This window comes from Mesorhizobium sp. CA16, from assembly GCF_020165175.1.
GTDB lineage: Bacteria > Pseudomonadota > Alphaproteobacteria > Rhizobiales > Rhizobiaceae > Mesorhizobium.
In genome coordinates this window covers 35851-55663 of record NZ_JAIUHP010000015.1, presented here as the reverse complement: position 1 = coordinate 55663, position 19813 = coordinate 35851, and the positions used below count along the sequence as shown (strand labels likewise).

The following is a 19813-nucleotide window of genomic DNA, read 5'->3' as shown; positions in this document are numbered from 1 at the left end:
ATCAGTCCCCCAGATGTTCATCGTCGTTGGCCGAATCGACGGCCATCAGCACGACGTCCCCATATTGCGAATGCCTGCGCCCGATCGGCCTGAAGCCGGCCTTCTCATAGGCGCGGATGGCGCGGCCATTGTCGGGATGCGGATCGATGATGACGCGCGGCGCGCCTTCCTCCAAAAGCTCCTCGACGAACTGGCGCAGGATGGCCGAGCCATGGCCGATGCCGACCAGCTCCGGCGGACCGATCGTGAGATCGATGCCCAGCGTGCCGAAGGGCTGGTCGGCATAAGGATGGTCGTCCTCCATATGCGGATCATAGCTCTGCAGATAGGCGATCGGCCTGCCGTCGAGCTCGACGATCAGCGGCTCCACCGAGACCGAGGAGATATGCTCACGGATCTCGGCGATTTCCTTGTCCGGATCGTCCCACCATGCGGCGACATGCGGCTCGCGCAGCCAGCCGGCGATCATCGGCAGGTCTTTTTCCGTGACCGGCCGAAAATCATAGCTATCTTCCTGTTCGACCATGATCTTGTCCGAAAACCGGCGGCCACCCTTCGGGATCATGGTCGTTCAAGCGGCATCGAGCGTTTCGACGACAAAATTGTTGTTGGTGTAGACGCAGATGTCGGACGCGATCTGCATGGCCTTGCGGGCGATCTCCTCGGCATCCTTGTCGGTGTCGATCAGCGCGCGGGCGGCGGCCAGCGCGTAATTGCCGCCGGAGCCGATGGCCATGACGCCATGCTCGGGCTCCAGCACGTCGCCATTGCCGGTCAGCGCCAGCGAGACCGATTTGTCGGCGACCAGCATCATGGCTTCCAGCCGGCGCAGATAGCGATCGGTGCGCCAGTCCTTGGCGAGCTCGACGCAGGCGCGCGTCAGCTGGTCCGGGTACTGTTCGAGCTTGGCTTCGAGCCGCTCGAGCAGGGTGAAGGCGTCGGCGGTAGCGCCGGCGAAGCCGGCAATGACGCTGCCGTCCTTGCCGATGCGGCGCACCTTGCGGGCGTTGCCCTTCATGATCGTCTGGCCGAGGCTGACCTGGCCGTCGCCGGCGATCACGACCTTGTTGCCTTTGCGCACGCTGATGATGGTCGTGGCGTGCATGGTGAGTTCATTGGACATTTGAGCTCCGATGCGCGCTATCCCTTGAAAAGGCGATTGGCGCGGTACGAGTGAGTTTGATCGGCCATATGTATGCATAGGGCCAACGATTGCAAACCACCTCAGGCCGAGCAGATAGCGGCCGGAATGGCAACTGGCAATCGCCGGATCATGCTGATAGAAGGCTCTCATTTTCAAGCCCTGGCGCCTCCAAGCAGGGCAACAAGGACAAAGCGATGACGCGTTCGGCCGAAGTCAGCCGCAAGACCAAGGAAACCGAGATTTCGGTCTCCGTCGATGTCGACGGCAAGGGAAAATCCGACATTTCGACCGGCATCGGCTTCTTCGACCATATGCTTGACCAGCTGTCGCGGCATTCGCTTATCGACATGACGGTCAAAGCTAAGGGCGACCTGCGTATCGACGACCACCACACGGTCGAGGACACCGGCATCGCGATCGGCCAGGCGCTGAGCAAGGCGCTGGGCGAACGGCGCGGCATCATGCGCTATGCCTCGATCGACCTTGCCATGGACGAGACGCTGACCAGGGCGGCGATCGACGTCTCGGGCCGGCCCTTCCTGGTCTGGAATGTGGGCTTCTCGTCGCCGAAGATCGGCACGTTCGACACTGAGCTGGTGCGCGAGTTCTTCCAGGCGCTGACGCAGAATGCCGGCATCACGCTGCATGTGACCAACCATTACGGCGCCAATAACCATCATATCGCCGAAACCTGCTTCAAGGCGGTGGCGCGGGCGTTGCGCGCAGCGCTGGAGCCCGATCCGCGCCAGCCCGACGCGGTGCCTTCCACCAAGGGATCCCTGAAAGGATAGCCCTATGGCGATCTATGTCGTGATGGCGCCGCCGGCCGGCAACAAAGCCGAGGACGCAATTTTCGTGCGCGACAGCTTCACCTGGCTGGGTTTCCTGGTCGCGCCGCTCTGGCTCGCCTGGCACCGGATGTGGATCGAGGCGGCTCTGACCTTCATCGTCATGGCGATCCTGTCGGTGGCCGGCGAGAGGCTCGGGCTTGAGGGGGCCGGATCGCTGCTGTCGCTGCTGGTCTCGCTCTATGTCGGCTTCGAAGGCCAGGGGCTGCGGATCGCCTCGCTGCGGCGGCGCGGCTGGCGCGAATGGGGCGTGATCGAGGCCGGCAATCTCGGCGATGCCGAGACGCGCCATGCGCTGGAAACCGGCGAGGAGAGCGAGGAGCAGCCTCTGCCCCGCATCGTGCCGGATGCATCGCAGGCACGTCCGCCGCAGACAGGCATGGCGCTCGGCCTGACCCATACGCCTGGAAGGCCCTGACATGCGGGTGGCCATCATCGATTACGGCTCGGGCAATCTGCGCTCGGCCACCAAGGCCTTCGAGCGCGCCGCGCATGAGACAGGCCTTGCCGCGACGATCGAGCTGACGGCCGACGCCGAGCGCGTGCGTTCCGCCGACCGCATCGTGCTGCCGGGCGTCGGCGCCTATGCCGACTGCGCCTCCGGCCTGCATGCGGTGGCAGGCATGTGGGAGGCGGTGGAAGAGGTCGCGCTTCGTAAGGGGCGGCCTTTCCTCGGTATCTGCGTCGGCATGCAGCTGATGTCGCAACGCGGCCTCGAAAAGACCATCACCCAAGGTCTTGGCTGGATCGCCGGCGACGTCAAGGAGATCACGCCGTCCGATCCGGCGCTGAAAATCCCGCAGATCGGCTGGAACACGATCGAACTCCAACGCAAGCACCCGCTGTTTTCCAGCATCGAGACCGGTCCGAAGGGGCTGCACGCCTATTTCGTCCATTCCTATCATCTGGACGCGAAGAATTCCGGCGAAGTGCTGGCGACGACCGATTATGGCGGCGCGGTGACGGCGGCCGTCGCCCGCGACAACCTTGCCGGCACGCAGTTCCACCCCGAGAAGAGCCAAGCGCTCGGCCTGGCCTTGATCACCAATTTCCTGAAGTGGAGGCCCTGACAATGAGCAAGAAGGGCTATTGGATGGCGATGATCGATGTCCGCGATCCGGACGTCTACAAGCAGTATATCGACGCGAATGCCGTCGCCTTCGCGAAATACGGCGCAAAGTTCCCGGTCCGCGCGGGACGCTACGAGAGTCCGGAAGGGCCGACCGGCAACCGTCACGTGCTGGTGGAGTTCGAGTCCTACGACAAGGCGATCGAATGCTATCATTCGCCTGAATATCAGCATGCCTCGAAGTTCCGGCTCGCCGCTTCGACCGGCCATTTCGTCATTGTCGAGGGCGCCTGAACCGATGATCCTGTTTCCCGCCATCGACCTCAAGGACGGAAAGTGCGTGCGCCTGAAGCATGGCGACATGGCCACCGCCACCATCTACAACGATGATCCCGCCGCGCAGGCCAGGGCCTTCGAGGAGCAGGGCTTCGAGTGGCTGCATGTCGTCGACCTCAACGGCGCCTTCAAGGGCCAAAGCGTCAATTCGGCGGCGGTCGGTGCCATCCTGAAGGCGACGAAGAACCCGGTGCAGCTCGGCGGCGGCATCCGCACCTTGCCGCAGATCGAGGATTGGCTGGATCGCGGCCTGACGCGCGTTATCCTCGGCACCGTGGCGGTGCGCGAACCCGACCTGGTCAAGGAGGCCTGCAAGGCCTTTCCCGGGAAAATAGCCGTCGGCATCGACGCCAAGGGCGGCAAGGTCGCGGTCGAAGGCTGGGCCGAGGCCTCCGAGCTCGGCGTCATCGAGCTGGCCATGAAATTCGAGGGCGCCGGCGTCGCCGCCATCATCTACACCGACATCGACCGCGACGGCGTGCTTTCCGGCATCAACTGGGATTCGACCATCGACCTCGCCGAGGCCGTGTCGATTCCGGTGATCGCCTCCGGCGGCCTCGCCTCGATCGCCGACATCGTGCGCATGACCATGCCCGACGCGCAAAAACTCGAAGGCGCGATCTCCGGCCGCGCCCTGTATGACGGACGTATCGACCCAGCCGAGGCGCTGGCGATCCTGCGCGGCGAGCGGACGGGGGCAAGAGCGTGAACATTTCGATCATTCTGGCCTCCTATGACAGCGGCCATTTCCACGGCGGCTGCGGCCAGGGCCCGGACGCGCTGATTTCGGGCGGGCTGGCCGAGGCGCTGAAGCTCGCCGGCCACGATGTCGAGGTGAGCGACATCGGCAAAGTGGTCGAGGACGAAGCCGAGCGCGAGATCGGTACCGGATTTGCCGTCTGCAACGCCGTTTCAGGCGAAGTCCGCATGGCGCTGGACAGGAAGCGGTTTCCGATCGTGCTGGCCGGCAACTGCCTGGCCGCCGCCGGCGCCGTGGCCGGTGCCGGTGCCGACGCCATCATCTGGGCCGACCAGCACGGCGACCTCAACACGCCGGAAACCACCACAACGGGCTTTCTCGACGGCATGGCGCTGGCCACCGTGCTGGGTCTGTGCTGGCGATCGATAGCGGCGCAGATCCCCGGCTTCAAGCCCCTCGATCCGTCGCGCTGCGTTCTGGTCAACGCGCGCGACCTCGACAGCGCGGAAAAGGAACTGCTGGAAAAGCTGCCGATCATCCGGACCGAATGCCCGGACTGGAAGAGCGCGGCGCAAAGGCTGAAGGCCGACGGCGCGCGCCAGGTTCACATGCATGTCGACCTTGACGTGCATGACCCCGAGAAGCTGCAGGCCAATCGCTACACCACGCCCAGCGGTCCGGCTCCCGAGCAGCTGCGCACCGCCATGTGCGGCCTCGCCGGGCCGCTCGCCATCGCCGGGCTCACCATCTCCGCCTACGATCCGGCCTTCGACCCCAAGGGCGACGTGCCGCCGCTGGTCGGCGCGCTGGTGGTCGACCTGCTCTCGACGCTGGAGCGCAAGTGATGCTCAAGGCCCGCGTCATCCCCTGCCTCGACGTCAAGAACGGCCGCGTGGTCAAGGGCGTGAACTTCGTCGACCTCGTCGATGCCGGCGACCCGGTCGAGGCCGCCAAGGCTTATGACGCCGCTGGCGCCGACGAGCTCTGCTTCCTCGACATCACCGCCTCGTCCGACAATCGCGAGACGATCTTCGACGTGGTTGCCCGAACTGCCGAGCAGTGCTTCATGCCGCTCACCGTCGGCGGCGGCGTGCGCCAGGTGGCCGACATCCGCAAGCTGCTCCTGGCCGGCGCCGACAAGGTGTCGATCAACACGGCGGCGGTGAAGAACCCGGATTTCGTCGCGGAAGCCGCCGATAAATTCGGCAACCAGTGCATCGTCGTGGCGATCGACGCCAAGAAGGTATCAGCGCAAGGCGAGACCCACCGCTGGGAGATCTTTACCCACGGCGGACGCGAGAAGACCGGCATCGACGCGGTCGAATTCGCGCAGCGCATGGTCGAGCGCGGCGCCGGCGAGATCCTTTTGACCTCGATGGACCGCGACGGCACCAAGGCCGGTTACGACATCGCGCTCACCCGCGCGATTGCCGACGCGGTGCGTGTGCCGGTGATCGCTTCCGGCGGCGTCGGAACGCTCGATCACCTGGTCGAAGGCATCCGCGACGGCCATGCGGCTGCGGTGCTTGCCGCCTCGATCTTCCATTTCGGCACCTACACCATCGCCGAAGCCAAGACGCACATGGCCAGGGCCGGCCTGCCGATGCGGCTGGACTCGGCCGCCCATCGGACTTAAACCGCTGCTATGGCTCAATTTTCGCTCGCCGAGCTGGAAACGATCATCCATCAGCGCGCCCATTCCGGCGACGCCGACTCATGGACGGCGAAGCTGTTCGCCAAAGGCATCGACAAGGCGGCGCAGAAGCTCGGCGAGGAAGCCGTCGAAACGGTGATTGCCGCCGTCAAGGGGGACAAGAAAGCCGTCGTTTCGGAAAGCGCCGATCTTATATATCATTGGCTGGTCGTCCTTGGCATCGCGGGCATTCCGCTTGACGAGGTGCTGAAGGAGCTTGAGGGCCGAACCAGCCGCTCGGGTACCGCCGAAAAGGCGTCCCGGCCCCAGGGCTGATCGAAAGAGAGAGCATGATGTCGCCCGAAAACGGCTTCGCACTTTTCGGCGGCACGCTCTAGGAGGGCAGGAAACCCGATGGACCAGCTGGCTCCGACCGAGAAGTATTCCCCCTATCGATTCTTCTCCGCCGAGCAATGGTCGCAGTTTCGCGCCGACACGCCGCTGACGCTGACCGGGGACGAGATCGACCGGCTGCGCTCGCTCAACGACCCGGTCGACCTCGAAGAGGTCAAGCGCATCTACCTCTCTTTGTCTCGGCTGCTTTCGGCCCATGTCGAGGCAAGCCAGCTGCTGTTTCGGCAGCGCCAGGCCTTTTTCAACGCGCAGGACGTCGTCAAGACACCCTTCATCATCGGCATTGCGGGCTCGGTCGCGGTCGGCAAGTCGACCACGGCGCGCGTGCTGAAGGAGCTTCTGGCGCGCTGGCCGTCGAGCCCGAAAGTCGACCTCATCACCACAGACGGCTTCCTGTTGCCCAACGAGATCCTGCGCCGCGAGAACCTGATGGAGCGCAAGGGGTTCCCCGAGAGCTACGACGTCGGCGCGCTGCTCAGGTTCCTGTCCGGCATCAAGTCGGCGCAAAGCAGCGTCAGCGCGCCGGTCTATTCGCACCTGACCTACGATGTGATCCCCGGCGAGTTCGTCACCATTGACCGGCCGGACATACTGATCTTCGAAGGCATCAACGTGCTGCAGCCGGGCAAGCTGCCGAAGGATGGCAAGATCGTGCCGTTCCTGTCCGACTTCTTCGATTTCGCCATCTATATCGATGCCGACGAGAAGCTGATCCATCAATGGTACATCCAGCGTTTCATGCGGCTGCGCGAAACCGCCTTCCGCAATCCGGATTCCTTCTTCCACCGCTATTCGCAGCTCTCCGAGGATGCCGCGCGGGCCATCGCCGAGGGGCTGTGGGCCAACATCAACCTGAAGAACCTGCGCGAGAACATCCTGCCGACCAGGGCGCGGGCCGACCTCATCCTGCGCAAGGGCACCAACCACCTGATCGAGGAAGTGGCGTTAAGGAAATTGTGACCCCTTAACGACGCCTTAGGCAATCCCGACTAGCGTTGCCAGCCAAACTCCAGCGGGTGTCGGGAGGCAACCGGTGATCAATGCGGGCAATGCCGCGGGACGCGAGCCCCGGTCTATTCACTGGTCATTTCGGGCTTCAATGCAGAGGCGGCGCTGCCGCTATTTGTCCGGCGGGATGAGCCTAACTCGACAAGCTCGACGCCAGCGCCGGAGCAGCGTTTTCCTATTGCGGGCATCGCTGCGTGACGTTCATGCCTGACGGTGCGCTTGGCGTCGAAATCTTCCGCTTCGCCTGTGCAACCGGGGCCGGATTCCTCCTCTCCGTTGGGCTGGCCGCAATTCTCACCGATCTCGCCGGATACCTGTCGTCGGCGCCGGTGGCGGTGGCTTCCATTCTAGTGCCGGTTCTGAACTTCGCAGTCTTACGCAAGTTTGTCTTCGGCGCTCCCATGGGCGCCAACGGCCCCCTCTGCCCCGAAGGAGAGAGCCGATGACCGCCGTGCTCGACAGACCGACAGCAGACGCGCCTATCGGCGAAGCGCGCAGCATGTGGGCATGGACCGTGATACTTTGCCTGCTGGTCCTGGCGGCCGCCATTCCCTGGCAGATGCGATGGGGCGTCATACCAGACACAAGTTGGGTGATCACGCTGTGCGAGAAGATGCTTGCCGGATCACGGCTCTATGTCGACGTGTTCGAAGTCAATCCGCCTTTCACGCCTTGGATGTTCATGCCGGTCGTGGCACTGGCGCACAAGGTCGGCATGTCGCCGGAGGTGGCGGTTCATGCCTACAGCTATGCGATTTGCCTGGCAGGATTGGGGTTTGCCGGGCTGATCGCCAGGCAAGCCGGTCTTGCCGAGAACCGCGCGCTGTTTCAAATGTTGCCGCTGTTCCTGGCCCTGCTTGTCATCTTCCCGGGCAATGCTTTCACCGAACGGGAGCAACTGGGGATCGCGTTGTTTTTGCCGATGCTGGTGCTGACGGCGTGGCGCGCGGCGCCTATCGAAGGACGCGTGCCGAGTATCCTGCCGGCGGTTCTTGCCGGGCTTAGCGGCAGCGTGCTGGTTCTGGTGAAGCCCTATTATGCACTGGTCGTGCTCGTTCCGGCGTTCTACGCGGCCTGGAGCCGCCGGTCGATCCGGATGCTTTTCGCCGTCGAGAACTGGGCGATCGGCCTGGTCTGCGTCGCGTATGTCGTTGCCGTCCAGTATTTCTATCCGGAATTCCTGAGCGTCGTCTATCCGATGCTGGCCGACACCTATATGCGGATGCAGAAGATGCAGGCGCTGCTGGAGATCTATGTGCCGATCTATGTGGTCGCTCTTGCCGCGCTATATCTTCTTAGACCGGGATTGCCTTTGTCGCCACTGGTCACCGTGTTCACGCTTGCTTCGCTGGCTGCGACCGTGCCGCTGATCTACCAGGCAAAAGGCTGGCCCTATCACGCGTTTCCGGCCTTCAGTCTGATTCTGGCGGCCCTCCTGCTGAGGATGGCGCAAGCTGCCCCGGCGACATACAAGTCGCCGGGCACGGCAATGGAACTGGTGCGCAAGGTGCTGCTGGCTGTCATCATTGCCGCCGCCGCCATCCCGTTCATGCAGACACAGAAGCTCAGTGCAGAGTTTGTCGCCAAGCTTAAGGCCGCTGCTCCTCAGCCGACCGTCGCGCTAGTCGGCGCCGACATCTCGGGAGGCCATCCTCTTACCCGCATGCTCGGCGGGACATGGATTTCACGCCATTGCAACGACTGGCTGGGTGAATCGGCGCGTTATCTTTCGGGCATCGCAAGCCGGAACGGCGACCAGGAGGCGGCGTCCCACTACCGGCAGATCGCCGAGCGCTACATCGAGAGCAAGATCGCCGAACTCGAGACCCAGAAGCCTGCCATGATAATCGTCGAGAAAAAGGACAGGGACTGGAATGCGGAGCTTGCCCAGTGGCAAGACTACACCAACTTCCTGCGACGCTATCAGCAAATTGCCGAGGATGACGAAGTGCAGGTGTTGCTGCGCAATGCAGGAACTGCCCAGGCAGAGTGATCCGCAGCCGTCCTTTCGGGAGAGGTCGCGACGAACTTTTGAACGACGGCTGCCGGTTAAAGCGCGCTTAACTGCCGGTCCGTTAGAAACTAAGCCACAAACGCTGTACTGCTATTGAGGCTCCCGGCATGGATGCGCCATTGGTTGCTTCAGACGAGCAGGCCGATCTGCGGCCCCGTCAGGCCGGAACTGCATTTCGCCTTGGCCTGCCGGCTGCCGCAACATTGTTGATCGCCCTCTATGCGATCGTCGTCTCGCGCCTCTTGCCGGGCAATGTCGACGTATCGTGGCTGCTGACCGTCGGCGACCGCGTGCTGAGCGGCGAACGCCTCTATGTCGACGTCGCCGAGGCCAATCCGCCCTTTTCGACTTGGCTCTATCTGCCATTCCTAATTCTTGAGCGGTTGACCGAGTTTTCGGCGGAGCTCTGGGTGGGGCTCGGCATGGTAGTGCTGGCAATCGGTTCGGTCTGGCTTTCAGCTCGAATCCTCGTACGTGCCGACCAAACGCTGACGCGATTCGTCTGGGCAGTTCCGGCCCTGGTGTTTCTTCTGCTTGCGCTGTCGCCGGCGGATTTCGGCCAGCGCGAACAAATCGCAGTCATCTGCCTTTTGCCTTGGCTGGCGCTGCTTGCGGCACGCGACCGGACAGCGGATTTCCGCGCCGGCAGCACGGCCGAGCGGCTTGCCGCCGGGATTGGCGCCGCGATTTTCGTCATGATCAAACCGCCCTTCAGCGTGCTGGCGCTGGCTGCGCCGGTGCTGGTCCTTGCCGCGCAGCGACGCTCGGCGCGGCCTCTGCTGACGACCGAGAATGTCTTCGGCGCTGTTTTGACCGTCGCCTATCTGGTCGTGCTTGTAGTCTTTATGCGGCCCTTCTTCACCGATGCCCTGCCTTTGCTGCGCGAGGTCTATTTGCCGATGCGCTTGCCGGTCGTCGACATGTTGATGCTCTTGCCGGTGAAGATTTTCGTGGCCATGGCCGCGGCAACGTTGGCCATGGCCTACCCTGACCGGCCCGATCGCGATGCGAAGGTTCTGCTGCTGGCAGGTGTTGGCTATGTCCCTGGGTTTGTCGTCTTGGGCAAAGGCTGGACCTATCAGGCGATGCCGTTCCTGACGCTCGGCATGTTGGCCTTTGTGCTCCAGTTTATCCGGTTGCGGCCACAGCGCGACCTGCCTGTGCTGGCAAGGGCGGGTGTCGGGTTCGGTCTGCTTTTGCTCGTAACGACCGTCGCGCCGCGGCAAGGCCTGGCATTCGTCGAACCGCGTGGCGATCTCGACGCGGCGACGGCCGCCATCAACCGGATCGCCGATCACCCGACCTTTATATCGATCGGCTCGGCGCTGCAGATCGGCAATCCGCTCGTCCGGATGACCGGCGCTCGCATGGTTGGGCGCCACCCGTCCGGCTGGATGGTCAATGATGCCCAGGTCCTGATCGAGTCTGGGCCGGATACCGCGACCCACCTCAGGCTCGAAGCCTTGCGCGCGGATTACACGCAGGCGATCGCCAGTGAGTTGGCCACGAAACGGCCGGATATCGTTGCCGATGACGGAACCGCAGGACCGGACGCACCGATAAAGCTCCATCTGACACAGCCGCACGCAACGGCGCCGTTGCGTGACAGCCCTTTGATCGCAAAGGCTTTGCAGGACTATCGTCTGCTCTATCAGAACGCCTCCGTAACCCTGTTCATCCGCAGCGATATCGCCGAACGCAATTAGGGCGGCACTGGCTTATCGAGATCAATTGGCGCTTAAAGGATGTCTCCTTTCTGGCTGCCCTGGCGGGACTGATGCTGGCCGGCGCGGGGGTGCGCCGCCCGTTTCAGGGAAGGACCGGCGCTTCTCGCGCTTGCGCCCGCCGCCTATGCGATGCCGGTGCTGTTTCCCGGCAATGTCTCAGCGAGCGTGAGCATATCGGCGTCGCGCTTTTCCTGCCGCTGATGCCGTGGTGCACGCGCGTGCTACAGCGCAACGCCGGAATTAGCCAGGCACGAGGACCCGCGACCGCCTCAAATTGATATGGCCGTCATTCTTCATACTTCCTGCGGCGAACGGAAGGCTGCGGCAAAGCCGCCGAGCCTATCGCTGCGCACGTATCTTGGAATTGTTTCAGGCTAGGGACGGTTCTCCCGAGAGTTCAGCCTTCCGGCCTCTCGTCCATATCGAATGCAGCATCCACGCGGCAAGAAACAGCGGGATCAGGACAGCGACGCAATATCCGCCCCAGGTGAAAAAATTCACGACGAAAGGCGCGAGCCAGCAAATCGCCAGGATCAGCCGAGGCGGCCTGGAAACCATCGCGGCGAGCATCGCCACCGCTACGGCCACACCGATCGTGTCGTAGGTATAGCCATAGGGCGTGGCAAGGATTGCGAGGACAGCGGTAAGCACCACGCGTTCCTGATGCGAGACCACGCGGCCCGGCCGCCAGAGCCAGATCGCCGCGGCGATGGACGCGATGGTTGCGACCGCCTGCACGCCATAGGCGGAGGTCACCCCGGCGCCGAAAGCTCTCGCCGTGAAGAACACCGTTATCGCGTTGTACTGATAGGGCTGCGGATAAGGCGCCTCCATGATCGCCGTCATCAAGGGGCGGGTTTCGGTCAGGAACAGGCGCCAGACATCGAAGCCAAAGAACAGGCCGGTGGCGAGGGCGATCACGACGCTGGTGCCGATCGCCGCGAGAATGGCGCGCCAGTTGCCGCTGGCGAGCAGGCAGAAGGGCACGAGAATGCCGAGATGCGGTTTGATCGTCAGCAGGCCGAACAGGATTCCGGCCAGCAGCGGACGCCTTGGCGCCACGGCGAGGCCTCCGATCAACAGCGCGGCGGTCAGCGCGCCGTTCTGGCCGAACAAGGAGTTCCAGATAACCGCCGGGCTCAAGACAATCGCCAGTTCCAGCGCCGCTCCGAGCTTCAGCGGCCGGACAGCCAGCCACAGGCACAGCACGGTCCCGACCGTCCAGATCAGATAGGCAGGCAGGATCGGCAAGGTGGCAAGCGGAACGCCGAGCAGGAGGATGTTCGGCGGATAGCTCCATTCCTGATTTGGAAGGTCGGGTGAGAACATCGCGCGCAGCGCCGCGCGGTAGGCCTCCACGTCGAAGAGAACGGCAACGTGGCCCTCGATGGCCATGCGCGAACCTGCCCAGAGGTTGGTGAAATCCCAGTAGGGGAGCCTGTGCGACAGCGCGGAAAAGCCTCGGCTGTCCAAGGTCCACAGAAAGCTCAGGTAGAACCAAGTCATCCATGCGGCGATGATCGACACGACCGTGACAATGGCCACGTCCAAAAGGCTCCTGGTCCTAATCCAATCCGGTTGCATGGCGATCTCGGTTATAGCAACCGCGATTGTAGCCCAGGTGTCCTTAAGATCGTCTTGCCCCAATATGCTCAGCCAGGCACCGTCACCCGCCGCAGCGTCAGATTGATGCGGCCGCCGTTCTTCAGCAGCGCCGACGTCGCCGGATAGATGCGGTCGACACCGTGGAAGGCGAGGCGGCCTTCGCCGCCAAGCACGACGACGTCGCCGCTCTTCAGCCTGAACGACTTGGTGCCGCCATCGCGCCTGTCCTGGCCGACCCGGAACAGGCAGTCGTCGCCCAGCGAGACCGACACCACGGGCGCGGCGAAATCCTGTTCGTCGCGGTCCTGATGCAGGCCCATTTTGGCATCCGCCGAATAGAAGTTGACCAGGCACGCCTCGGGCGGATGCGGATAGGCCGAAACCTCGCGCCATAATTCCAGCAGGGCTTCCGGGATCGCCGGCCACGGCTCGCCGGTCACCGGATGCGTCGGCTGATAACGATAGCCGCGCTCCTTGTCGGTCACCCAGCCAAGCGCGCCGCAATTGGTCATGCGCACGCTCATCTCCTTGCCGGTGCGCGGCATGGCCGGCACGTAGAGGGGTGCGGCGTGCACGACGCGCCTGATCTCCTCGACCAGCGCTTCCTGGGCCGGGCGCGCGAGGTAGCCCGGCATATGGCGGACGCCTTTGGGCAGAACGAGCATGGATCGATCCGTTGCTCCCTAGAGCCGGATGGTTTCGGGTCTGTTCGACATGAAATCTGAATCCGTCTCTAAATCAGAGAGATAGGGCATGATGTCCCGAAAACCGCTTCACACTGGTCGGCATCATGCTCCAAGCCATGCCATCCTTCAAAGAAGGCGGCGACCCGAAACCAGCGGCTTTGGCCGGATCAGTCGCTTTCCACCCGACCGCGCAGCTTCTTCACCGTCGACCGGCCTGCCTTGCTTTTCAGGCGGCGCTCCACGGCGCCTTTGGACGGCCTGGTCTTCTTGCGCGGCGGAGGCGGCGGCTCGGCCGCCTTGGCGATCAATGCAGTCAGCCGCGCCCGCGCGTCGGCGCGGTTCTGCTCCTGGGTGCGAAAGCGGCCTGCCTCGATGACGATGACGCCGTCCTTGGTGGCGCGCTGGCCGGCCAGCTTGATGGCGCGCTCGCGCACGCGCTCGGACAGGCCGGACGCGTTCGCCGCGTCGAAGCGCAGCTGCACGGCGGTGGCCACCTTGTTGACGTTCTGGCCGCCCGGACCGGACGAGCGGATGAAGTCCTCATGCAGGTCGCCAGGATGGATGACCGCTTCGCCGGAGATGATGATATCGTCGTCGCTTGCCATGCACGCACTCATGACGCGACGGCGGCAAAAAGAAAAGGCCCGGCGCGAGCCAGGCCCTGGAGGAAGACATTGGCAGTGACTGCTATTCAGCCGCTTCCTGCATCCGCGGCGCCGCGCCGAGGATGGTCGCGTCGACATGGCGTTCGAACTTCTCGAAATTGACGGCGAACATGTTGACCAGCTTCGCGGCCTGGCGGTCGTAACCGGCCTTGTCCGCCCAGGTCGAGCGGGGGTCGAGAATGGCGCCGTCGACACCCGGGACCGCCACCGGCACCTCAAAGCCGAAATTGGCGTCGGTGCGGAACTCGGCCGACTTCAGCGAACCGTCGAGCGCGGCGCCCAGCAACGCGCGCGTCACCTTGATCGGCATGCGGCGGCCGGTGCCGTAGGCGCCGCCGGTCCAGCCGGTGTTGACCAGCCAGCAGTCGACGCCATGGCCGGCGATCAGCTCGCGCAGCAGATTGCCGTATTCGGATGGATGGCGCGGCATGAACGGGGCGCCGAAGCAGGTCGAGAACGTCGCCTCCGGCTCGGTGACGCCCTTTTCCGTGCCGGCAACCTTGGCGGTATAGCCCGACAGGAAGTGGTACATCGCCTGCGCCGGCGTCAGCCTGGCGATCGGCGGCATGACGCCGAAGGCGTCTGCGGTCAGCATGATGATGTTCTTCGGATGCCCGGCGCGGCCGGTCTTCGAGGCATTGGGGATGAAATCCAGCGGATAGGCGCAGCGCGTGTTCTCGGTCAGGCTGCCATCGTTGAAATCCGGAACGCGGCCGGCGTCGAGCACCACATTCTCCAGCACCGTGCCGAAGCGCTGCGTGGTGGCGAAGATCTCCGGTTCGGCCTCCGCCGACAGCCTGATCGTCTTGGCGTAGCAGCCGCCCTCGAAATTGAAGATGCCGTGCGGGCCCCAGCCATGCTCGTCGTCGCCGATCAGCGTGCGCGACGGGTCGGCCGACAGCGTCGTCTTGCCGGTGCCGGACAGGCCGAAGAAGACGGCTGCGTCGCCGTCCGCACCTTCATTGGCGGAACAGTGCATCGGCATCACGCCCCTTGCCGGCAGCAGATAGTTCAGCATGGTGAAAACCGACTTCTTCATCTCGCCGGCATAGGAGGTGCCGCCGATCAGAACGATCTTGCGGGTGAGGTCGACCGCGATCACCGTTTCGGTGCGGGTGCCGTGACGGGCCGGATCGGCGCGGAAGGAGGGCAGGTCGATGATCGTAAGCTGCGGCACGAAACGCTCGATCTCCGCGGCTTCGGGACGGATCAAAAGATTGCGGATGAACAGCGAGTGCCAGGCGAATTCGGTGATGACCCGGGTCGGCAGCTTCAGATTGGCGTCGGCGCCGCCGACGAGGTCCTGCACGTAGAGGTCCTTGCCGGCTGCATGTGCCTTGAAATCCGCCAGCAGCGCTTCGAACTCACCCGGCGAGATCGCCTTGTTGTTGTCCCACCAGACCTGGCCGCCGGTCGCCTCGTCGCGCACGACGAATTTATCCTTCGGCGAACGCCCGGTGTGCTGGCCGGTCTCGGCGACCAGCGCGCCCTGCGCGGTCAACCTCGCCTCGCCGCGCCGGATCGCTTCCTCGTAGAGTTCGGCCGCGCCAAAATTATAGCGTACCATGCTCATTGTCTTCAGGCCGATCGCGTCGATGGCGCAGTCGGGGTTGCGTTTGCCGGCTTCCGACATCAAATTTCCTCTCTGGATTTGGCCGCATCTGACGGGTTACTTCCCGGAGCCCGCGCTGGGGCCGTCAGGTTCAGAACCAGAAAAGCCGAATGATATCAAATCATTAATCGATTTAAAAAATTTGAAAGTTGTTTAAATCGTTTATATGTGCAAAAAACCGTAGAGGTTGCCCAAAGGATTGGCAGGCTCGGTTCGTCCAATCCCACTATGGGTGCGATGGCGTGTGACGGCAGGCCGCCCGTGACTTCGGACAAGGCCCGTGCCACATTTTGTACCCAATTTGTCCTGCAAAAGCCCCTTCTCGACGACAGAAGGGACAGCTCATGAGGGAGCCGCTTGAAATGGCAACAATCGCGCTTGTCGACGACGACCGCAACATTCTGACCTCGGTGTCGATCGCGCTCGAATCCGAAGGCTATCGGGTCGAAACCTACACCGATGGCGCGTCGGCGCTGGAAGGCCTGGCGGCACGGCCGCCGAACCTCGCCATCCTCGACATCAAGATGCCGCGCATGGACGGCATGGAGCTGTTGCGCCGCATGCGCCAGAAGTCGGATCTCCCGGTCATCTTCCTGACGTCGAAGGACGACGAGATCGACGAGTTGTTCGGCCTCAAGATGGGCGCCGACGACTTCATCCGCAAACCGTTCTCGCAGCGCCTGCTTGTCGAGCGCGTGCGCGCAGTGCTGCGCCGCACCAGCGCCCGCGAGGCGGCGGCCAAGGCGCCCAGCCAGCAGGCCCGCTCGCTCGAACGCGGCCAGCTGGTGATGGACCAGGAGCGGCACACCTGCACCTGGAAGGGCGAGCCGGTGACGCTGACGGTGACCGAATTCCTCATCCTGCATTCGCTGGCGCAGCGCCCCGGTGTGGTAAAAAGCCGTGATGCGCTGATGGATTCAGCCTATGATGAACAGGTCTATGTCGACGACCGCACCATCGACAGCCACATCAAGCGGCTGCGCAAGAAGTTCAAGGCCGTCGACGACGACTTTGAGATGATCGAAACCCTTTACGGAGTCGGGTACCGGTTCCGCGAAGCTTGAGATAGGCAGTAGGGAAGAGTCAGTAGTCAGTTTTGAATGATGCGGGCGGCCACCCATAGCCGAAGTCAGCCAACCACTTCCCTACTGCCTATTCACTACTCACTAACTAAACAGGGCCTGCTATTCGATGGCAGTGGAAGTAGAGCGAGGCAGACGGGCGGGCGCGGCAAGGCGTCCGCCGCGGATCGTGCCCGCCTTCGTTTCGAAAATCACGGTGCCGATGCGCCGGTTTCTCGGCCATCACATCTTCTCCAGCCTGACGCGGCGCATCCTGTTCCTCAACCTGGCCGGCCTCGCCGTGCTCGTCACCGGCATCCTTTACCTGAACACCTTTCGCGACGGGCTGATCGACGCGCGCGTCGAAAGCCTGATGACGCAGGGCGAGATCATCGCCGGCGCCATCGCGGCTTCGGCGACCGTCGAGACCGATTCGATCAGCATCGATCCGGAAAAGCTGCTGGAGCTGCAGGCGGGCGAAAGCCTGGGGCCGGGGTCGGACCAGCTCGACAACCTCGATTTCCCGATCAATCCCGAGCGCGTCGCGCCGGTGCTGCGACGCTTGATCTCGCCGACGCGCACCCGCGCCCGCATCTATGACCGCGACGCCAACCTGCTGCTCGATTCGCGGCATCTTTATTCGCGCGGCCAGATCCTGCGCTACGACCTGCCGCCCGTCGACGAGGAGCAGCCGGGCGTCGTGGAGCGAGTGGAGAAGTTCATCTTCGACTTCTTCCGCAACAAGGACCTGCCGGTCTACCACGAGCAGCCCGGCGGCAACGGCGCGGCCTTTCCCGAAGTGGTCAAGGCACTGACCGGCAGCCCTTCGACCATCGTGCGGGTGAGCGAGCAGGGCGAACAGATCGTCTCCGTCGCGGTGCCGATCCAGCGCTTCCGCGCCGTGCTCGGCGTCTTGATGCTGTCCACCGAAGGCGGCGACATCGACAAGATCGTCGCGGCCGAGCGCAAGGCGATCCTGCGCGTGTTCGGGGTGGCGGCGCTCGTCACCGCGATCCTGTCGATGCTGCTCGCCTCCACCATCGCCAATCCGCTGCGCCGGCTTTCAGCCGCCGCCGTCAGGGTGCGGCGCGGCGTCAAGAGCCGCGAGGAAATCCCCGACTTTTCCGATCGTCAGGACGAGATCGGCAATTTGTCCATTGCCGTGCGCGATATGACGAATGCGCTGTACGCGAGAATCGAGGCGATCGAAAGTTTCGCCGCCGACGTGTCGCATGAGTTGAAGAACCCGCTGACGTCGCTGCGCAGCGCCGTGGAAACACTGCCTTTGGCGAAAAACGATGCTTCTCGCGCGCGCCTGATGGAGATCATCCAGCACGACGTGAGGCGGCTCGACCGCTTGATCACCGATATCTCGGATGCGTCCCGCCTCGATGCCGAGCTGGCGCGCGACGATGCCGCGACCGTCGACCTGAAGAAGTTCATCACCGATCTCATCGCCGTCTCGCGCGAGACGACGCGCAACAAGAAGGCTGTCGAGATCGACCTCAAGGTCGCCAAGCTGCCGGCCGGCGCCAAAGGCTATTTCGTTGTCGGCCATGACCTCAGGATCGGTCAGGTCATCACCAACCTGATCGAGAACGCGCGTTCCTTCGTGCCGGACGAGCATGGCCACATCGCGATCTCGCTGGCGCGCGCGGGCAAGTTCAACATTATCACCGTCGACGACAACGGCCCGGGTATCCGGGCCGAGAAGATCGACCGCATCTTCGAGCGCTTCTATACCGACCGGCCGGCCGGCGAGGCGTTCGGCCAGAACTCCGGCCTCGGGCTGTCGATCAGCCGCCAGATCGTCGAGGCACATGGCGGCACGCTGACGGCCGAGAACATCCCAGGCACCAAGCCCGGCGAGATCAAGGGCGCGCGTTTCGTGGTGACGCTGCCGGCGGAAGGCTGATCGCCGAACCGACATGCCAAGCGCCGCCGCAAAGCCCCGCAACATTCATGGGACGGCCATACTGGTCGGCGAGCGCGGCGTGCTGATCACCGGGCCGTCCGGCGCCGGCAAGACGACGCTGGCGCTGGCGCTTGTCGATCATTGCCGCGCGCAGGGCGTTTTTGCCCGGCTGGTCGGCGACGACCAGTTGTTTGCGGCCGCGCACAGCGGCCGGCTGGTGTGCCGCGCGCCGGCGAGCATCGCCGGCCTCGCCGAGGTGCACGGCATCGGACCGCGGCCGCTGGCTTTCGAACCGGCCGCCGTGATCGACCTTGTGGCGCGGCTTGTCGAACCGGCGGACATGGCGCGTCTGCAGGACGAGACCACGGAGACGATCGGCGGATGCCGGCTGCCCCGCGTCGATGTCGCCCGGCGAAATGTCACCGCCGCGTTGCCCATGCTGATGGCGCGGCTGTCGATCCAGCCTTTTTCATGATCCGGCCCGGGTTTTTTGCTGCGATGCGTCAAAATGGCCCGGGCCGCCGCAATTTTGGGCTTGTCAACCGGCCGTGCGTCGACAAGATAGCGCTCCCGCCGCCTGGAATGGCTGGCGAACATAAGATACGCCTGTGAAGCGGCGATGACGGGAGCCACCAGAGAATGATCGGACTCGTGCTCGTGACGCACGGTCAACTCGCTACCGAGTTCCGACATGCCGTAGAGCATGTCGTCGGGCCGCAAGACAATTTCGAAACCGTGGCGATCGGCGCCGACGACGACATGGAGCAGCGCCGGGCCGACATCGTCGACGCGGTCGCGCGCGTCGACACCGGCGCAGGCGTCATCGTGCTCACCGACATGTTCGGCGGCACGCCTTCCAACCTCGCCATCTCGGTGATGGAATCCGGCCGCACGGAGGTCATCGCCGGCATGAACCTGCCGATGCTGATCAAGCTCTCCTCGATCCGCAAGGGCGACAACATGGCCGCCGCGCTCGACGAAGCGCAAGCGGCCGGCCGTAAATACATCAACGTCGCCAGCCAGCTCCTGAGCAGCAAATGAACGCATCGGCGCCGCGGACGGATGAGGTGGTGCGGGAGTTCCCGATCATCAATCAGCGCGGCCTGCATGCGCGCGCTTCGGCCAAGTTCGTCCAGGTCGCCAGCGGCTTCGACGCCACCATCCATGTCGAGAAGGACGGCGTAAAGGTCGGCGGCACCTCGATCATGGGGCTGATGATGCTGGCGGCGAGCCCAGGCTATTCGATCCGCGTCATCGCCAGCGGCCCGGAAGCCGTGCCGGCCATGGACGCGTTGGAGCAGCTGATCGCCTCGCGTTTCGGCGAGGAAATCTAGTTCCTCAGCACAGGGATTTTTGCCGGTCGGCTCTGTTTGCGT

At 63.8% G+C, this 19813-nt stretch carries 22 protein-coding genes and 1 pseudogene; 17 read left to right on the top strand and 6 right to left on the bottom strand.

Annotated features, from left to right (window positions below; genetic code table 11):
* Position 1: 1 nt before the first annotated feature.
* Together LB525_RS20495 and hslV are read right to left on the bottom strand one after the other, a co-directional pair.
* On the bottom strand, positions 2-565 hold the full coding sequence (locus tag LB525_RS20495; RefSeq protein ID WP_224546349.1) for a GNAT family N-acetyltransferase: 564 nt from the start codon (positions 563-565) through the stop codon (positions 2-4).
* A gap of 6 nt (positions 566-571) precedes the next feature.
* Positions 572-1123: an ATP-dependent protease subunit HslV gene (hslV, locus tag LB525_RS20490; RefSeq protein ID WP_095768016.1), complete on the bottom strand. Its 552-nt coding sequence runs from the start codon at positions 1121-1123 to the stop codon at positions 572-574.
* Between the two features lie 215 nt (positions 1124-1338).
* On the opposite strand from hslV, the gene hisB reads away from it, so the two are divergent.
* From hisB to LB525_RS20430, 12 genes and pseudogenes are all read left to right on the top strand, one after another.
* Complete coding sequence (gene hisB, locus LB525_RS20485) at positions 1339-1935, top strand: imidazoleglycerol-phosphate dehydratase HisB (RefSeq protein ID WP_224546348.1); 597 nt, start codon at positions 1339-1341, stop codon at positions 1933-1935.
* A 4-nt stretch (positions 1936-1939) separates the two neighbouring features.
* Complete coding sequence (locus LB525_RS20480; protein WP_224546346.1) at positions 1940-2410, top strand: DUF2628 domain-containing protein; 471 nt, start codon at positions 1940-1942, stop codon at positions 2408-2410.
* A gap of 1 nt (position 2411) precedes the next feature.
* Positions 2412-3062, top strand: coding sequence for an imidazole glycerol phosphate synthase subunit HisH (gene hisH / locus LB525_RS20475; RefSeq protein ID WP_224546344.1), 651 nt, complete (start codon positions 2412-2414; stop codon positions 3060-3062).
* A 2-nt stretch (positions 3063-3064) separates the two neighbouring features.
* Entirely contained in the window at positions 3065-3355 is a 291-nt protein-coding gene (locus tag LB525_RS20470; RefSeq protein WP_095768012.1) for a DUF1330 domain-containing protein, read from the top strand.
* A gap of 4 nt (positions 3356-3359) precedes the next feature.
* Complete coding sequence (gene hisA / locus LB525_RS20465; protein WP_224546342.1) at positions 3360-4106, top strand: 1-(5-phosphoribosyl)-5-[(5-phosphoribosylamino)methylideneamino]imidazole-4-carboxamide isomerase; 747 nt, start codon at positions 3360-3362, stop codon at positions 4104-4106.
* Positions 4103-4942, top strand: coding sequence for an arginase family protein (locus tag LB525_RS20460; RefSeq protein ID WP_224546340.1), 840 nt, complete (start codon positions 4103-4105; stop codon positions 4940-4942). The genes hisA and LB525_RS20460 overlap by 4 nt, the downstream gene beginning before the upstream one ends.
* Positions 4942-5733, top strand: a complete 792-nt coding sequence (gene hisF / locus LB525_RS20455; RefSeq protein ID WP_224546338.1) for an imidazole glycerol phosphate synthase subunit HisF — start codon at positions 4942-4944, stop codon at positions 5731-5733. The genes LB525_RS20460 and hisF overlap by 1 nt, the downstream gene beginning before the upstream one ends.
* 9 nt (positions 5734-5742) lie before the next feature.
* The gene (locus tag LB525_RS20450) at positions 5743-6066 is read left to right on the top strand and encodes a phosphoribosyl-ATP diphosphatase (protein WP_095768008.1); all 324 of its coding nucleotides are present in this window, start codon (positions 5743-5745) and stop codon (positions 6064-6066) included.
* A 78-nt stretch (positions 6067-6144) separates the two neighbouring features.
* On the top strand, positions 6145-7104 hold the full coding sequence (gene coaA, locus LB525_RS20445) for a type I pantothenate kinase (protein WP_095768007.1): 960 nt from the start codon (positions 6145-6147) through the stop codon (positions 7102-7104).
* A gap of 218 nt (positions 7105-7322) precedes the next feature.
* Positions 7323-7598 (top strand): annotated as a pseudogene (locus tag LB525_RS20440) (GtrA family protein); the annotation flags it as partial.
* Positions 7595-9145, top strand: coding sequence for a hypothetical protein (locus tag LB525_RS20435; RefSeq protein WP_224546334.1), 1551 nt, complete (start codon positions 7595-7597; stop codon positions 9143-9145). The pseudogene LB525_RS20440 and the gene LB525_RS20435, both read left to right, overlap by 4 nt.
* Positions 9146-9285: 140 nt before the next feature.
* Positions 9286-10872, top strand: a complete 1587-nt coding sequence (locus LB525_RS20430; RefSeq protein ID WP_224546332.1) for a hypothetical protein — start codon at positions 9286-9288, stop codon at positions 10870-10872.
* A gap of 390 nt (positions 10873-11262) precedes the next feature.
* Here the strand turns inward: LB525_RS20430 and LB525_RS20425 are convergent, their stop codons facing one another.
* The 4 genes from LB525_RS20425 to LB525_RS20410 all read right to left on the bottom strand — a co-directional run bounded on the left by LB525_RS20425 (position 11263) and on the right by LB525_RS20410 (position 15482).
* On the bottom strand, positions 11263-12438 hold the full coding sequence (locus LB525_RS20425; RefSeq protein ID WP_224546330.1) for a glycosyltransferase family 87 protein: 1176 nt from the start codon (positions 12436-12438) through the stop codon (positions 11263-11265).
* 107 nt (positions 12439-12545) lie between these two features.
* A complete protein-coding gene (locus tag LB525_RS20420; protein ID WP_224525981.1) occupies positions 12546-13163 on the bottom strand; it encodes an alpha-ketoglutarate-dependent dioxygenase AlkB family protein in 618 nt (205 codons plus the stop codon).
* Between the two features lie 188 nt (positions 13164-13351).
* Complete coding sequence (gene arfB / locus LB525_RS20415; RefSeq protein WP_224525984.1) at positions 13352-13789, bottom strand: alternative ribosome rescue aminoacyl-tRNA hydrolase ArfB; 438 nt, start codon at positions 13787-13789, stop codon at positions 13352-13354.
* A gap of 82 nt (positions 13790-13871) precedes the next feature.
* Positions 13872-15482: a phosphoenolpyruvate carboxykinase gene (locus LB525_RS20410; RefSeq protein ID WP_224525986.1), complete on the bottom strand. Its 1611-nt coding sequence runs from the start codon at positions 15480-15482 to the stop codon at positions 13872-13874.
* Between the two features lie 341 nt (positions 15483-15823).
* On the opposite strand from LB525_RS20410, the gene LB525_RS20405 reads away from it, so the two are divergent.
* The 5 genes from LB525_RS20405 (at position 15824) to LB525_RS20385 (ending at position 19771) form a co-directional block, all read left to right on the top strand.
* Positions 15824-16525 carry a response regulator transcription factor gene (locus LB525_RS20405; RefSeq protein ID WP_006201274.1) on the top strand — a complete coding sequence of 234 codons (702 nt, stop codon included), beginning with the start codon at positions 15824-15826 and terminating at the stop codon, positions 16523-16525.
* Positions 16526-16652: 127 nt separating this feature from the next.
* Complete coding sequence (locus tag LB525_RS20400) at positions 16653-18437, top strand: sensor histidine kinase (RefSeq protein ID WP_095767999.1); 1785 nt, start codon at positions 16653-16655, stop codon at positions 18435-18437.
* Between the two features lie 13 nt (positions 18438-18450).
* The gene (locus LB525_RS20395) at positions 18451-18912 is read left to right on the top strand and encodes an HPr kinase/phosphorylase (RefSeq protein WP_224546319.1); all 462 of its coding nucleotides are present in this window, start codon (positions 18451-18453) and stop codon (positions 18910-18912) included.
* Positions 18913-19076: 164 nt separating this feature from the next.
* Positions 19077-19478, top strand: coding sequence for a PTS sugar transporter subunit IIA (locus LB525_RS20390; protein ID WP_027166957.1), 402 nt, complete (start codon positions 19077-19079; stop codon positions 19476-19478).
* On the top strand, positions 19475-19771 hold the full coding sequence (locus LB525_RS20385) for an HPr family phosphocarrier protein (protein WP_095767997.1): 297 nt from the start codon (positions 19475-19477) through the stop codon (positions 19769-19771). Before LB525_RS20390 ends, LB525_RS20385 begins: the two co-directional genes overlap by 4 nt.
* The last annotated feature ends 42 nt before the right edge of the window (positions 19772-19813 follow it).